The sequence below is a fragment of the Phytopseudomonas daroniae genome, from assembly GCF_004327275.1.
GTDB classification, from domain to species: domain Bacteria; phylum Pseudomonadota; class Gammaproteobacteria; order Pseudomonadales; family Pseudomonadaceae; genus Aquipseudomonas; species Aquipseudomonas daroniae.
In genome coordinates, this window is record NZ_QJUJ01000012.1 from 33,512 (window position 1) to 48,141 (window position 14,630).

Genomic DNA, 14,630 nt, shown 5'->3' on the forward strand with positions numbered 1-14,630 from the left:
GGTGCTCAGGCACCGATCTTCCTGGCGATCTCGGCGAGCTTGTCGCACATCGGCTGGTCGAGCTCTTCCGGCTTGATGCGGGCGATGATCCGCGTCAGCACACGGATCTCGTTGTCGTCGATCACGCCATCGCGCTCGGCGATATCCAGTAGCGAGCCCAGCTCCTGGACGTCCAGGCGGCCGTCATCGGCGAAGCACTGGATCGAACGGAAAGACATCTCCAGGTAATCTCTTGATTCCGACATGAAACATTCCTTGTAGGTTGATTGACTGCGGCGCTATATCTGCAACGCGTTGCAGGAGCCGGCTTGCCGGCGATAGCGATATCCCCAACGGCGGCGCGGTTAAAACCCCATCGCCGGCAAGCCGGCTCCTACCTGTGAAGCTGATATTTTCATGCGGCGTCAGCGACGCCGCATGGATCTTGCGTCATGCCTGCTCGGCGTCCGGCTGCGTGGGTTTGGTTTCCGCCACGCGGCCCTGCAGCAGCCGCGCCAGCACGTCCTGTACCACCGGGCTCTTGCCGACCACGCCCTCGATGGCCTTGCCCACCGACAGCGACTTGGCGAACGAGTTGAAGAAGTCGCCTTCGCCGCCGACGATTTCGATCTTCGCCTTGGCCAGCGCCGTGGCCAGCACCTCGGCCTGATCCTTGGCGATGTCCTTGTTCGCGGCGATGGCGGCCATGGCCTCCTCGAAGCTCTTCTCCAGCTGCATGCGGAACTCTTCGTGCTGGCGGGCGTTGTCGCTGAGTGCGTCGAGCGCGCCGAACTTCTTGCCCAGGCCTTCGGCCTCGGCATTCAGGCGCTCGAGCAGCACCTGCGCCTCGGCCAGGCCCAGATCCTGGGTCGCCTTGGCCTTGGCCGTACCGAGCTGCTCCTCGCCCCGCGCCTGGGCGCCGAGCTTCTCTTCCAGTACACGGGCATCGGCCAGACCGTCCTTCTCCTTGGCCGCCGCCTGCGCCTCGGTGACACGCGCCTGGGCCAGGCCCTTCTCCTGCTCGCCCTTGGCTTCGGCGATCAGCAGCTCGGCGTGCACGCGCGCCTCGGCCAGGCCTTCCTTCTCCTTGGCCGCGGCGGTGACTTCACGCACCCGCGCATCGGCCAGGCCAGGCGCCGCGCGCTCGGCCTCGATGCCTTCGGCGAGTTTCTTCTTCGCCTCGGCGCTCTTGGCCGCGGCTTCCAGCTCGGCCTGGGCGAGGTTGTTGATTTCCACCGCCTTGTGCTTGGAACGGGTCTCGTCGGCCTCGGCCTGCTTGACCTGGCGCACCAGCTCCTGCTCGGCCTCGGCCTGGGCATTGAGCACCACGACCTGCTTCAGGCGCTCGGCTTCGGACACCTCGCGCACTTCCTTGATGCGCTCTTCTTCCTGGGCCACGGTCTTCTCCACCGCGACACGCTCACGCACCACGGCGGCGATGTTCTTGCGCTCTTCCTCCAGCGCCTTTTCCTTCTCGATGCGCTGCAGCTCGACCTCGCGCTCGCGGGCGACCACTTCCAGATCCTTGGCGCGGGTGACTTTCTCCACCTCGATGACCACGGCCCGCTGGCGGTTCTGCTGCGCCACTTCCACTTCGCGTTGATGGTTCTCGGCGCGGATATCCAGCTCCTGCTGGGTCTGGATGCGCGCCTGCTCGGCCTTGAGCCGTTCTTCCTCGCGCACCTTCAGGGTTTCCGCCTCCTCGCGGGCGCGGATGGTCTCGATCTCGCGCTTCTGCCGCGCCTCGGCATCGGCCTGCTGACGCTCGAGCGAGAGCGTGGCCTCGCGGGTTTCGACGTTCTTCTTCTTGATCGCCAGCTCTTCGTTGCGCTCCAGCTCGTTGGTGATGACGTTCTGCGCGGCGGTCAGCTGGGTGATCTTGCGGATACCTTCGGCGTCGAGGATGTTGCTCGGGTCGAGGGAAGTCTTGGAGGTCTGCTCCAGGTAGTCGATGGCCACGTCTTCGAGCACGTAGCCGTTGAGGTCGTTGCCGATCACCTCGACGATGCGGTCGCGGAAGTCCTGGCGGTTCTCGAACAGCTCGACGAAGTCGAACTGCTTGCCGACGGTCTTCAGCGCCTCGGAGAACTTGGCGTTGAACAGCTCGTTGACCGCGGCGCGGTCGGAGGCACGCTCCACGCCAATGGCCTTGGCCACCTTGAGCACGTCTTCCTGGGTCTCGTTGACGCGCAGGTAGAAGGCCACGGTGATGTCGGCACGCATGTTGTCGCGGCAGATCAGTCCATCCTTGGCCCGGCGGTCGACTTCCAGGGTGATCAGGGAGATCTTCATGAACTCCTTGAGGTGGATGACCGGGTACACCAGCGCGCCGGTGAAATGCACCTTGGGCGTCGACGACATGTCGTTGACTATCAGTGCCGTACCCTGGGGAACCTTGATGTAGAAGGCCTTGAACAAGGCCAGCAGCCCAACGATCAGCAGGACGGCCAGACCGATCCCGACCAGCACGGGTATCAGCGACGGTGGAAGGTTATACATTGCGCTCAATCTCCTTTGAGACAGGTGGAACCGGACAGAGCCTTAGAGCCCCCGGAACTCCTCTTCAGTTATGACCCGGTAAGCGTGCTGCGCCTCCAGGTACTCCAGTAAAACGACACGGTCGCCACGCTTGAAATCTTGCTGCTCGTCAGCCCGAACCCGCAGGATCAGACCCGCGCCACCGTCCTCCAGCACCGCCTCGCCATGGCTGGCGGTCACCCGCCCGCTGCGCACCACCGCGGTCTGGCCGATTACGCTCTTGCTGCTGGTCACTTCCAGCTTGAGAAACAGCGGACGCAATGGTGCGCAGAGCAAGCGGCAGGGGGGTATGGCAAGAAACAGCGCGGCCACAGCCACCACCGCACCCAGCGGATAGCGCAGCCACTCCAGCGGCAACAGGCTGAGCAGCCAGAGATCGACGAAGTAGCTGATGAACCAGGCGAAGAAGAACAGCAGGGTCAGTACCAGGGTGAGCGGTACATCACGCAGTTTGAGTTTGGACAGGAGTGCCGCGGCCGGGCCTTCCAGTGCGGAGTCGGCCTCGATGTCGAGCATATCGATCTCGATCAGGCCAAAGGCGACGATGACCCAATAGATCACCGCCAGGCACAGCAGGAAACTGAAGATGACCGTGGGAAAAGCCAGCGAGACCTGCAGGAAGATTTCCATGATTTCCTATCCCTGAAAAACATGGCGGAGCCTGGTGGCCCCACCATTCATGACGCATCGCAACCACTTGCCTGGAGCCCGAAAGACTCAGGGCTTGGCCTTGTCCTTGAGGCGCGCCAGCACGCTGTTGGCACTGGTCTTGTCAGCGACGATACCCGCCGCACGCAACTTGGCATCCAGCGAATCATCCAGGTTGGACGCTTCGGCCAGTTCGGCGGCGGCCTCCATCTTCGCCGCACGCTCGGCCTGCTGCTGCTTGATGCGCTCCAGCGACTCGACCGCCGTGTGCAGCTTGGCCTGGGAACCGCCGTAACGCTGGGCCACGGCCATCTGCGCCTTCTGCACGCTTTCGGTAGCCTTGACCGTATCCACCTGCTGTTTCAGGCGCTTGATATTGGTCTCGGCCTGGCTCACTGCCTTACGCAGTTGCGCCACGCTGGCGGCATAACCATCGGCCTGTTCACGCTCGCTGGCCAGCTCGATTTCCAGGTTGGCGATCTTGCCAGCCACTTCGGTGGCCAGCTCTTCATTACCCGCCTCAAGGGCCTTGAGCGCGTATTGCTCGTACTCGGCGACCTTGGTGGCGGATTTACCTGCACGCTCGGCGGCCAGCTTCTGCTTGGCCATGATTTCGGCCAGGGCCTCCTTGGATTTGCGCAGCTCGATATCGGCGTCGCGGATTTCCTGATCGAGGATGCGCAGAGCCTGCCCATCGACCAGCGCTTCACCCACTTCATTGGCACCGCCACGCAGTGCCGTCAGCAATTTGCTCCAGACGTTCATCAGCGTTTCTCCTTACACACTGGCCTTGAGGAAATCTTCATAGGCTTCGGTAGCCTTGATCACGTTGTCCGCCAGCATTTCGATCTCCAGCACCACATTGGGCAGGATCGACGAAGCGCTCAGGGCACCGAACATGGTGTAGCAGGCCTGCCCGTCGGGCAGGGTTTCCAGGCCGACGCAGGAAAGCGGGAACAGCTTGTGGCTGCGCAGCACTTCCTCGTTGAACGCGGCCGTATCACGCACATCACTGGCCGGCCAGAGCAGCGCCTCGACGATGATCTGATCACCGAATACCGCGATGAACAGCGGCAGATCACCGTATTCCTTCATGGTCACGTGCAGACTGGCGTCGGCACCCTGGATCAGCTCGATGGCGGCGCGGCCATCGGCAAACGGCTCTGTCCCCGACAGCGCATCGAACAACGTTTGTGCAGTCCAAACCTGAGGCATGCTCACCCCCTCCTCCATTGAGGCCAGCTCCGACTGGGGCTGGCGCAGTTTTCGTTCAACTGCCGATAGCCGCTGGGCGTGCTCGGGCAGTATCCAGACTTCCTTTTTCACCAACCCCTGTTCGCGCAGACGCTGGCGAAAAAGACGCTGATAATGAGCTGACGATTTGTTTTCCATGAAACGCAGACTAGAACATCACATGTGATATTTCAATTCATCACATGTAATTAATTTCGATCTCGCGAAACAAGCCTGGAATCATACGAAGGGAATGACGCAGCGGGGAAAAATCTTGCCAATTAAATCGGCTCCCTGAAGAAAAATCCGCCGACTCTTTCGCAGTTGAGCAAAAGGCTGAAGGCGACGGACGCGCCATCAATTGGCTAGCCTTGGCATCCGGCAGCGAACCGGTATGATGCGCCACTTTTCCGGAAAGCCGCATGTCGTCCCGCAGCCTCCTCGCTTTGCTCTGCATCACCCTCTCCACCTCCCTCTCCGCCGCACCACCGCAAACCTTCAGCGAAGCCAAGAAGATCGGCTGGAAACTCTATGAGCGCCAGTCGGTGGAGTTCTACTGCGGCTGCAGTTTCAGCGGCAACCGCGTCGACCTGAAAAGCTGCGGCTACACCCCGCGCAAGAATGCCAACCGCGCGGCACGCATCGAATGGGAACACATCGTATCGGCCTGGCAGATCGGCCATCAGCGCCAATGCTGGCAGCACGGCGGGCGCAAGAATTGCAGCAAGAACGACAAGGTATTTCGCCGCGCCGAAGCCGACTTGCACAACCTGGTGCCCGCGATTGGCGAGGTGAACGGCGACCGCAGCAACTACGACTTCGGCTGGCTGCCACACCCACCGAGCCAGTACGGCGCCTGCCCGACAGTGGTGGACTTCAAGGCGCGCAAGGTGATGCCACGCAAGGAAGTGCGCGGCATGATCGCGCGTACCTACCTGTACATGAGCGACCGCTACCAGTTGAGACTGTCGAAGCAGAATCGCCAGTTGTTCAGCGCCTGGAACAAGACCTACCCGGCACAACCCTGGGAGCGCCAGCGCAACCAACTGATGGGCTGCGTGATGGGCTGGGCCAACCCCTACGTCGGGCCACTCGACAAGGGCCTTTGCGCGCTGGCTCCTATTGCCGTGAAGAGTCGGAGCTAGGGCGCAAATACGTCGAAGCCTCCCAGACAAAAAAAGGCCGGCACCTTGCGGTTACCGGCCTTGCGGATACTGACAGCACTCAGCGCATCAGAGCGGCTTGCCGCGATTACCGTGGGCAGCCACGAATTCCTGCACGACCGTCAGCTCGTTAGCCAGCACCGTGCAGCGCTCTTCACGCTCGAACAAGTCGGCCAGGTGTGGCGGCAGCGTGGGCGACTGGTCGACTGCCGCTTTCTCCACCGCCTCGGGAAACTTGACCGGGTGCGCAGTACCCAGCACCACCATCGGCACCGACAGACTACGGCGGCACTCGCGACCGGCACGCACGCCAATGGCGGTATGCGGGTCGAGCAGCTCACCGGTAGCGGCATACACCTCGGCGATGGTCTCGCAGGTCTGCTCGTCGCTCACAGCCAGGGAGTCGAACAGTTTGCGAGCCTCCGTCCAGCGATCGTCCTCGACGGTGAAACCGCCGGTCTGACGGAACTCGCTCATCAGCGCAGCGATCGACGGGCCATTGCGACCGTGCAGGTCGAACAGCAGGCGCTCGAAGTTCGACGACACCATGATGTCCATCGACGGCGACAAGGTCGGATACAGATCGCCCTTGGCGTACTGGTTGCCGCTCATGAAGCGGTGCAGGATGTCGTTGCGGTTGGTGGCGACGATCAGCTGGCTGATCGGCAGGCCCATGTTGCGCGCCAGGTAACCGGCGAAGATGTCGCCGAAGTTGCCGGTCGGCACCGAGAAGGCCACCGAACGCGCCGGCCCACCGAGCTGCAACGCGGCATGGAAGTAGTAAACGATCTGGGCCATGATCCGCGCCCAGTTGATCGAGTTGACCGCCACCAGGCGAGTGCCCTTGAGGAAACCCTGGTCGGCGAAGCTGGCCTTGACCATCTCCTGGCAGTCGTCGAAGTTACCCTCGATGGCGATGTTGTGGATGTTATCGCCCAGGATGGTGGTCATCTGCCGACGCTGCACTTCGGACACGCGGTTGTGCGGGTGCATGATGAAGATATCGACGTTGTCGCAGGCCTTGCAACCTTCGATGGCCGCCGAACCGGTATCACCGGAAGTGGCGCCCATGATCACCACACGCTCGTTGCGCTTGGCCAGCACGTAATCGAGCAGGCGGCCGAGCAGCTGCAGGGCGAAATCCTTGAACGCCAGGGTCGGACCATGGAACAGCTCGAGCACCCATTCGTTGCCGTTCAGCTGGCGCAACGGCGCCACCGCGGAATGATCGAACACGCCGTAGGTGTCTTCGAGAATCTTCTTGAAATCCGCATCCGGAATGCTGCCATCGACGAACGGGCGCATCACTCGGAACGCCAACTCGTGATACGGCAAGCCAGCCCAGGAAGCGATTTCCTCCTGAGTGAAGCGCGGCAGGTTTTCCGGCACGTAGAGGCCGCCATCACTGGCCAGGCCGGCCAGCAGAACATCTTCGAAATTCAGGGCCGGTGCCTGGCCGCGAGTGCTGATATAGCGCATTTTCTGCAAACCTTCGGTTTGAGCGGCAAGCTTCAAGCTTCAAGCTTCAAGCGAAAGCACAAGTGCCTTCGCTCGCGGCTTATCGCTTCTCCCCTGCTGCGGTGTTCAAGTTCAGTTCATCAAGCGAGCAGTGAACCCAAAGGCCCCTCTTGCAGCTTGAAGCTTGCAGCCTGTAGCTGCCCTCAGTTCAGTTGTTCGACGCGGATGCGCACGACGTTACCGACCACGTCGGTCAGCGCTTCCAGTGCTGCAATGGCGTCGTTCATGCGCTGCTCGGCAACGCGATGAGTGACCAGGATCATCGGCACCAGGCCATCCTGTTCTTCGACTTCTTTCTGCATGATCGATTCGATGTTGATGCCGCGCTCCGACAGGATACTCGCCACCTGAGCCAGCACGCCGGGGCGATCCTTGGCCTGAATGCGCAGGTAATAGGCGCTTTCGCAGTCAGCGATCGACAGGATCGGATGGTCGGACAGCGAGTCCGGCTGGAAGGCCAGGTGCGGTACGCGGTTGGTCGGGTCGGTGGTCAGGGCACGCACCACGTCGACGAGATCCGCCACCACCGCCGAAGCGGTCGCTTCCATGCCAGCGCCAGCGCCGTAGAACAGCGTGCTGCCAGCGGCGTCGCCATTGACCATCACCGCATTCATCACGCCGTTGACGTTGGCGATCAGGCGGTCGGCCGGAATCAGCGTCGGGTGCACGCGCAACTCGATACCGGCTTCGGTACGGCGCGCCACGCCCAGGTGCTTGATGCGGTAGCCCAGCGCCTCGGCGTAGTTGACGTCAGCAGTGGTCAGCTTGGTAATGCCTTCGGTGTAGGCCTTGTCGAACTGCAGCGGGATACCGAAGGCGATGGACGCCAGAATGGTCAGCTTGTGGGCAGCGTCGATACCTTCCACATCGAAGGTCGGATCGGCCTCGGCATAACCCAGTGCCTGCGCCTCGGCCAGCACGTCTTCGAAGGTACGGCCCTTCTCACGCATTTCACTGAGGATGAAGTTACCGGTACCGTTGATGATCCCGGCCAGCCAGTTGATACGGTTGGCCGCCAGACCTTCGCGAATCGCCTTGATCACCGGAATGCCACCGGCCACCGCCGCTTCGAAGGCGACGATCACGCCCTTCTCGCGGGCGCGGGCGAAAATCTCGTTGCCGTGCACGGCGATCAGCGCCTTGTTGGCGGTCACCACGTGCTTGCCGTTGTCGATGGCCTTGAGCACCAGATCACGGGCGATGCTGTAGCCACCGATCAGCTCTACGACGATGTCGATCTCGGGGTTGCTGGCTACCGCGAAGACATCGTCGGTAATGGTCACGCCGGTCGTCTGGTACTGAGGCTTCGGTGTACGGGTGGCGATCTGCGCCACCTCGATGCCGCGCCCGGCACGACGCGCGATTTCCTCGGCGTTGCGCTTGAGCACATTGACGGTACCGCCACCGACGGTACCCAGCCCACAGATGCCTACTTTGACCGGTTTCACACTAGACTCCCCATCTGCACTGCATAAAACGGCCGGAGCAGGCTCCGGCCGTGGAAAAAGAGCCGCACATTACGAAGCGGCTGTTCGATAGTCAATCAAGCCGGATCACTTGGCGTCCAGGGCCAGGCGAGCGAGCTGCGCCGCTGGCTGATAGCCCGGAATCATCTTGCCGTTCTCCAGAATGATCGCCGGTGTGCCGTTGACCCCGATCATCTGCCCCAGCTGATATTGCTCGGCCACCGGGTTGTCGCAGGTGGCTGCAGCCACCGACTGCCGTGACTTGGCCTGGTTCATCGCCGCCTGGCGATCCTTGGCGCACCAGACGCTGGCCAGATCCTTCGCGCCTTTGCTGCCCATACCCTGGCGCGGGAAGGCCAGATAACGCACTTCGACGCCCTGCTTGTTGAGCTCGGCCACTTCGCTGTGCAGTTTCTGGCAGTAACCGCAGTCGGTATCGGTGAACACGGTGATATGCGCTTTCGGTTCCTTGGGCGCGAACACCACCATGTCCTTGGCAGGAATGGCGTTGATCTGCTTGGCCACGGCGCGGCTTTCCTCGACCTCGGTGAGGTTCACCGCCTGGCCGTCCTTGAACTGAAACAGATAGCCCTGCATGACGAATTGCCCGTCAGCGCTGGCATACAGCTGACGACCGCCCTTGAGCTGCACCTGATAGACGCCGGGCATCGGACTTTCGGCGATGGCTTCGATCGGCAGATCAGGCTGGATCGACAACAGGTTCTGGCGGATCGTCTGATCCGGATCGGCAGCGTGGCCAAGGGTGCTGACCAGAGCAAGGGCCATGGCCGCGAAAATGCGGGTCACACGCATGAATACTCCTATCGAGCGACGGGGTGACAAGGGAAGAGCGAAGACTATCATAACCGCAGCCGCGGGCCTCAGGCCCAGGACGCAAAGCGCGAACTGCCACAGGCGATTCATCCGCGGGGATGATGCTGCGCATGCAGCGCCTGCAAGCGAGCCCGCGCCACGTGGGTATAGATCTGCGTGGTGGACAGATCGCTATGCCCCAGGAGCATCTGCACCACGCGCAGATCCGCGCCATGGTTGAGCAGATGGGTCGCGAACGCATGGCGCAGGGTGTGCGGCGACAGCGATTTGGCGATGCCGGCCACCCTGGCCTGATGTTTGATGCGGTGCCAGAAGGTTTGCCGGGTCATCTGTTCGCCACGCAGGCTGGGAAACAGCACATCGCCTGGCCGCCCCCCAAGCAGAACCGGCCGAGCCTCGCGGCAATAGCGCTCGACCCAGCCGATCGCCTCCTCGCCCATGGGCACCAGACGCTCCTTGCTGCCTTTGCCGAATACCCGCAGCACGCCCTGACGCAGATTGACCTGCTCGAGGGTAAGACCGATCAGCTCACTGACCCGCAGCCCGCAGGCATACAGCACCTCGAGCATGGCGCGATCACGCAGCCCGATGGGATCATCCAGATCGGGGGCCGCCAGCAGCGCCTCGACATCCGCTTCGGACAGCGATTTGGGCAGGGGTCGGCCAAGCTGCGGCATGTCCACCTGCAGAGTGGGATCGGTGTCGATAAGCCCCTCGCGCAGCAGAAATCGGTAGAAACCGCGCATACCGGAAATCAGCCGCGCCGTGGAGCGCGCCTTGTAGCCTTCGTTCATGCGCCAGGCCAGGTGATCGAGCAGCACCTCGCGACCAGCCGACTGCAACTCGACATCACGGCCCTGCAGCCAGCCATTGAGCAACGCCAGGTCACTGCGATACGCCGCCCGGGTGTGCACGGAAAGGCCTTTCTCCAGCCACAGCGTCTCGATGAAACGCTCGATCAGCGGATGGTCGACTGCGGACATCGATTACCCCCGAAACAGCAAAGGCTTGGCGGCGCCAGAGGCACGCGCACGATCAGAAACCAGGCAGCACCGGCACCGGCTTGCCGTCCTCACCCATCGCCACGAAGCTGAAGGCCCCATGGATGGCAAGTTCGCGGCGGGTGCCGTACATCTCCTCGACGAATACGTCGACCTGCACCTTCATGCTGGTGTTGCCGACCGCACTCACGCGCCCGACCAGCTCGACGATAGAGCCAGCCGGAATCGGATGATTGAAATCGATACGATCGGACGACACGGTCACCAGCGGCAGGCGACAGAAACGCGTGGCAGTGATGAACGATACCTCGTCCATCCAGGCCATGGCCGTCCCGCCAAACAGGGTGTTGTGGTGGTTGGTGGTCGGCGGAAACACCGCCTTGGCCACGCGGGTCTCCGAAAGCTCGGTACGCCGCTGAATTTCCTGTTCTCTGGGGGTCATCACTCAGAACCTGTTCACGATTTTGGTGTGCGCAATGGATACGAAAACCGCACCCGTATGAATGGCCTCGACAAGGCGGAAGCGGACATTCGATTTGGTGGGTTTCATGACGTGGACGACGCTTCACCTGCGCGGCCCGATCCGTCCACCAACCTAGCGATCGCAATGGTGGATGGAAAGAGCGTCAGCTACGCGCCCCGATCCACCCTACGTCCGCTTGCGCCACCTTGCTGCCGTTTCAACAAACGCCAGAAACGAAAAAAGCAGCCCTGGGCTGCTTTTTTTCGAGAGGGAAGCGTGGCTTAAGCCAGCTTCTCCTTGATGCGTGCTGCCTTGCCGGACAGGTCGCGCAGGTAGTACAGCTTGGCCTTGCGAACGTCACCACGACGCTTGACGGACAGGCTGTCGACCAGCGGGCTGTAAGTCTGGAAAGTACGCTCTACGCCTACGCCGCTGGAGATCTTGCGCACGGTGAAGGCGCTGTTCAGACCGCGGTTACGCTTGGCGATTACCACACCTTCGAACGCCTGCAGACGCTGACGGTCACCTTCCTTTACTTTTACCTGGACGATTACGGTGTCGCCCGGGGCAAAGGTCGGGATCTCTTTGCTCATCTGCTCAGCTTCGATCTGCTGAATGATTTTGTTGGTCATGCTGCGCTCCTAAGACGGGCCGTCAGGCCGGCCATCGATATTTAGTTATCGTCCCGCTGGCGGATATATTCCTCCAGCAGCTTTTTCTCTTCTCCAGAAAGCGAGCGGCTATCCAGAAGATCGACACGGCGTTCCCAGGTGCGTCCCAGGGACTGCTGCAAACGCCAGCGCCGGATGTGTTCGTGGTTGCCGCCAAGCAGCACCTCAGGAACACGTTTATCCGCATACACCTCCGGACGGGTGTAGTGCGGGCAGTCGAGCAAGCCATCCGTGAAGGAGTCTTCCTCGGCCGAATCTGCATGACCCAATGCACCAGGCAAAAGGCGCGTTACCGCATCGATCAGCACCATGGCCGGCAGCTCACCGCCGGACAGGACGTAGTCGCCAATCGACCACTCCTCGTCGACATGCGTTTCGATGAAACGCTCGTCGACGCCTTCGTAGCGGCCGGCGATGAGGATCAAACGCTCCTCCTTCGCCAGCTCGCGTACCGCCGCCTGCGTCAGCGGGCGGCCCTGTGGCGAAAGGTAAATCACCTTCGCCTGACCGCCGCTGGCCTGCCTGGCATCAGCCAGAGCATCTTCGAGCGGCTTGATCTTCATCACCATGCCAGGACCACCACCGAAGGGGCGGTCGTCAACGGTGTGATGACGATCCGTGGTGTAACTGCGTGGGTTCCAGCAGGTCAGCTGCAACAGCTCCTGCCTTACCGCACGGCTGGTAATGCCGTAATCGCCGATGGCGGCGAACATTTCCGGGAACAGCGTAATGACATCGACGCGCAAGCTCGGCATGGCGTCAGAAGTCCACATCCCAGTCGACCCGCATCTCGCCAGCCTCAAGGCTGATCGACAACACGCACTGTTGCGTATAAGGCAACAGACGCTCGCGATCATCGAGGCTGTCGATGCACGGCTTGACCACCATCACATCGTTGGCACCGGTCTCGAACAGATGATCGATCTTGCCGAGCAATTGCCCCGCCTGATCGATGACCTTGAGACCTATCAGCTGATACCAGTAGAACTCGCCGTCTTCCAGTTCGGGCAGCAGGCTACGGGGAACGCAGATTTCGAAGCCGGCGTAGGTACGCGCCACTTCACGATCATCGAGCCCTTTCAGCCTGGCGATCAGAACCTTGCCCTGCAAGCGTCCACCAGCCAGTTCAACCTGTTTCACCTCGCCATCGCGCCGCAGCGTCCAGCGAGGGTAATCGAGCACGTTATCCAGTGGATCGGTAAAGGAAAACACCTTCACCTCACCCTTGACGCCATGCACCGAGACAATCTTGCCAAGAACCATCAGATCCTCGGCGGGAGCCGGCGTCGTGCTCATAAAGTGCTTAGGCAGCAGCCTTGGCAGCTTCTTTCAGCAGCTGAGCAACGCGCTCAGACGGCTGTGCGCCCTGGCCGAGCCAGTAGGTAGCGCGCTCTTGATTCACGGACAGCTTGACTTCAGCACCCGAAGCGATCGGATTGAAGAAGCCGATACGCTCTACGAAGCGACCATCGCGCGCATTGCGGCTGTTGGTCACGGTCAGGTGGTAGAAGGGGCGCTTTTTGGAGCCGCCACGAGCGAGACGAATAGTTACCATGTGAACATCGTTCCTGTAGTCGGTGCTAACTTGAGGCACACATCAAAAATGGGCCTAGGCCCGAAAGGCCGCGTATTCTAAGAGCAAAAGCGGCAAGCTTCAAGCCACAAGCTGCAAGTAAAAGCAAAATCCCGGAGACCTAGCTCTCTTGCGGCTTGAAGCTTGAGGCTTGCAACTGCTTTTCTAGAACTTCGGCATGCCGCCGCCCGGCATCATGCTGCCCATGCCGCGCATCATCTTGGCCATGCCACCCTTGGCGGTGAATTTCTTCATCATCTTCTGCATCTGTTTGTGCTGCTTGATCAGTCGGCCGATGTCCTGCACCTGGGTGCCGGAACCCATGGCGATGCGACGCTTGCGCGAACCGCTGATGATTTCGGGGTCGCGGCGCTCGCCAGGCGTCATGGAGTTGATGATCGCCTCCATCTGCTTGAACTGCTTCTCCGCTGCGCCCTGGGCACCGCCCATCTGCGACAGGTTGACGCCGCCCATCTGCGGCAGCTTGTCCATCAGGCCGCCGAGGCCGCCCATGCTCTTCATCTGCACGAGCTGGTCACGGAAGTCTTCGAGATCGAAGCCCTTGCCCTTCTTCAGCTTCTTGGTGAGCTTCTCGGCCTTGTCCCGGTCGAGGGTCTGCTCGGCCTGCTCGATCAGGCTGAGCACATCGCCCATGCCGAGGATGCGCGAGGCGATCCGCTCGGGATGGAAGGGCTCGAGCGCTTCGCTCTTCTCGCCCATACCGATGAACTTGATCGGCTTGCCGGTGATCGCGCGAACCGACAGTGCGGCACCGCCACGGGCATCACCGTCGACCTTGGTCAGCACTACACCGGTGAGCGGCAGGGCGTCATTGAAGGCCTTGGCAGTGTTGGCGGCGTCCTGACCGGTCATGGCATCGACCACGAACAGGGTTTCCACTGGCTTGACCGCCGCGTGCAGCGCCTGGATCTCGGCCATCATCTCGGCATCGATAGCCAGACGACCGGCGGTATCCACCAGCACCACATCGATATATTTGAGCTTGGCTTCGCGGATCGCCGCTTCGGCGATGGCTACCGGCTTCTGGGTGATATCGGACGGGAAGAAGGTCACGCCGATGTCGCTGGCCAGGGTTTCCAGCTGTTTGATCGCCGCCGGACGATAGACGTCCGCCGACACCACCATCACACTCTTCTTCTTGCGCTCCTTGAGGAAGCGCGCCAACTTGCCCACGGTGGTGGTCTTGCCCGCGCCCTGCAGACCGGCCATCAGCACGACCGCTGGCGGCGTGGTACTCAGGTCGAGGTCTTCGTTGGCCGCGCCCATGAGGCTTTCCAGCTCCAGGCGCACGATTTTCACGAATGCCTGGCCGGGCGTCAGGCTCTTCGATACTTCGGTGCCGACCGCACGATCCCTGACCCGGGCGACGAAGTCCTTGACCACGGGCAGCGCCACGTCGGCCTCGAGCAGCGCCATGCGCACTTCACGCAGGGTGTCCTTGATATTGTCCTCGGTCAGCTTGGCCTTGCCAGTGACGCTGCGCAGAGTCTGCGAGAGGCGATCTGTTAGATTTTCGAACATG

Annotated in this window: 17 protein-coding genes; 1 reads left to right on the forward strand and 16 read right to left on the reverse strand. The window is 61.6% G+C overall.

The genetic code is table 11. From position 1 onward, the window contains the following. Positions 1-5: 5 nt before the first annotated feature. From DNK10_RS22500 to DNK10_RS22525, 6 genes are all read right to left on the reverse strand, one after another. Positions 6-245, reverse strand: a complete 240-nt coding sequence (locus tag DNK10_RS22500; protein WP_131193099.1) for a hypothetical protein — start codon at positions 243-245, stop codon at positions 6-8. A gap of 184 nt (positions 246-429) precedes the next feature. Beyond that, positions 430-2,478 carry a flotillin family protein gene (locus tag DNK10_RS22505; RefSeq protein WP_131193100.1) on the reverse strand — a complete coding sequence of 683 codons (2,049 nt, stop codon included), beginning with the start codon at positions 2,476-2,478 and terminating at the stop codon, positions 430-432. A gap of 42 nt (positions 2,479-2,520) precedes the next feature. Further along, positions 2,521-3,147, reverse strand: coding sequence for an OB-fold-containig protein (locus DNK10_RS22510; RefSeq protein WP_131179822.1), 627 nt, complete (start codon positions 3,145-3,147; stop codon positions 2,521-2,523). Between the two features lie 87 nt (positions 3,148-3,234). Then, positions 3,235-3,930, reverse strand: a complete 696-nt coding sequence (locus DNK10_RS22515) for a PspA/IM30 family protein (RefSeq protein WP_131179821.1) — start codon at positions 3,928-3,930, stop codon at positions 3,235-3,237. Positions 3,931-3,942: 12 nt separating this feature from the next. Next, a complete protein-coding gene (gene bacA, locus DNK10_RS22520) occupies positions 3,943-4,557 on the reverse strand; it encodes a biofilm formation regulator BacA (protein WP_131179820.1) in 615 nt (204 codons plus the stop codon). A 40-nt stretch (positions 4,558-4,597) separates the two neighbouring features. Continuing rightward, positions 4,598-4,822, reverse strand: a complete 225-nt coding sequence (locus tag DNK10_RS22525; protein ID WP_131193101.1) for a hypothetical protein — start codon at positions 4,820-4,822, stop codon at positions 4,598-4,600. Between DNK10_RS22525 and DNK10_RS22530 the strand changes: the two genes are divergently transcribed. Then, positions 4,821-5,543, forward strand: coding sequence for an endonuclease (locus tag DNK10_RS22530; RefSeq protein WP_131193102.1), 723 nt, complete (start codon positions 4,821-4,823; stop codon positions 5,541-5,543). The two genes, DNK10_RS22525 and DNK10_RS22530, sit on opposite strands and share 2 nt — an antisense overlap. Positions 5,544-5,630: 87 nt before the next feature. Here DNK10_RS22530 and thrC read toward each other — a convergent pair whose 3' ends face one another. The 10 genes from thrC to ffh form a co-directional block, all read right to left on the reverse strand. Then, positions 5,631-7,040, reverse strand: coding sequence for a threonine synthase (gene thrC / locus DNK10_RS22535; RefSeq protein WP_131193103.1), 1,410 nt, complete (start codon positions 7,038-7,040; stop codon positions 5,631-5,633). A gap of 182 nt (positions 7,041-7,222) precedes the next feature. Continuing rightward, complete coding sequence (locus DNK10_RS22540; RefSeq protein WP_131193104.1) at positions 7,223-8,527, reverse strand: homoserine dehydrogenase; 1,305 nt, start codon at positions 8,525-8,527, stop codon at positions 7,223-7,225. A 105-nt stretch (positions 8,528-8,632) separates the two neighbouring features. Beyond that, positions 8,633-9,358, reverse strand: coding sequence for a DsbC family protein (locus DNK10_RS22545; protein WP_131193105.1), 726 nt, complete (start codon positions 9,356-9,358; stop codon positions 8,633-8,635). 107 nt (positions 9,359-9,465) lie between these two features. Next, the gene (gene xerD / locus DNK10_RS22550) at positions 9,466-10,362 is read right to left on the reverse strand and encodes a site-specific tyrosine recombinase XerD (protein WP_131193106.1); all 897 of its coding nucleotides are present in this window, start codon (positions 10,360-10,362) and stop codon (positions 9,466-9,468) included. 52 nt (positions 10,363-10,414) lie between these two features. Continuing rightward, on the reverse strand, positions 10,415-10,822 hold the full coding sequence (locus DNK10_RS22555) for an acyl-CoA thioesterase (RefSeq protein ID WP_131193107.1): 408 nt from the start codon (positions 10,820-10,822) through the stop codon (positions 10,415-10,417). A 302-nt stretch (positions 10,823-11,124) separates the two neighbouring features. Further along, a complete protein-coding gene (gene rplS, locus DNK10_RS22560) occupies positions 11,125-11,475 on the reverse strand; it encodes a 50S ribosomal protein L19 (RefSeq protein WP_131179812.1) in 351 nt (116 codons plus the stop codon). 41 nt (positions 11,476-11,516) lie between these two features. Next, positions 11,517-12,269 (reverse strand): tRNA (guanosine(37)-N1)-methyltransferase TrmD, encoded by a 753-nt coding sequence (gene trmD / locus DNK10_RS22565; RefSeq protein WP_042555421.1) that lies wholly within the window; start codon positions 12,267-12,269, stop codon positions 11,517-11,519. A 4-nt stretch (positions 12,270-12,273) separates the two neighbouring features. Further along, positions 12,274-12,810: a ribosome maturation factor RimM gene (gene rimM / locus DNK10_RS22570; protein WP_131193108.1), complete on the reverse strand. Its 537-nt coding sequence runs from the start codon at positions 12,808-12,810 to the stop codon at positions 12,274-12,276. Positions 12,811-12,817: 7 nt separating this feature from the next. Then, a complete protein-coding gene (gene rpsP, locus DNK10_RS22575) occupies positions 12,818-13,069 on the reverse strand; it encodes a 30S ribosomal protein S16 (RefSeq protein WP_084306325.1) in 252 nt (83 codons plus the stop codon). A gap of 183 nt (positions 13,070-13,252) precedes the next feature. Then, the gene (gene ffh / locus DNK10_RS22580; RefSeq protein WP_131179810.1) at positions 13,253-14,629 is read right to left on the reverse strand and encodes a signal recognition particle protein; all 1,377 of its coding nucleotides are present in this window, start codon (positions 14,627-14,629) and stop codon (positions 13,253-13,255) included. Position 14,630 lies beyond the last annotated feature (1 nt).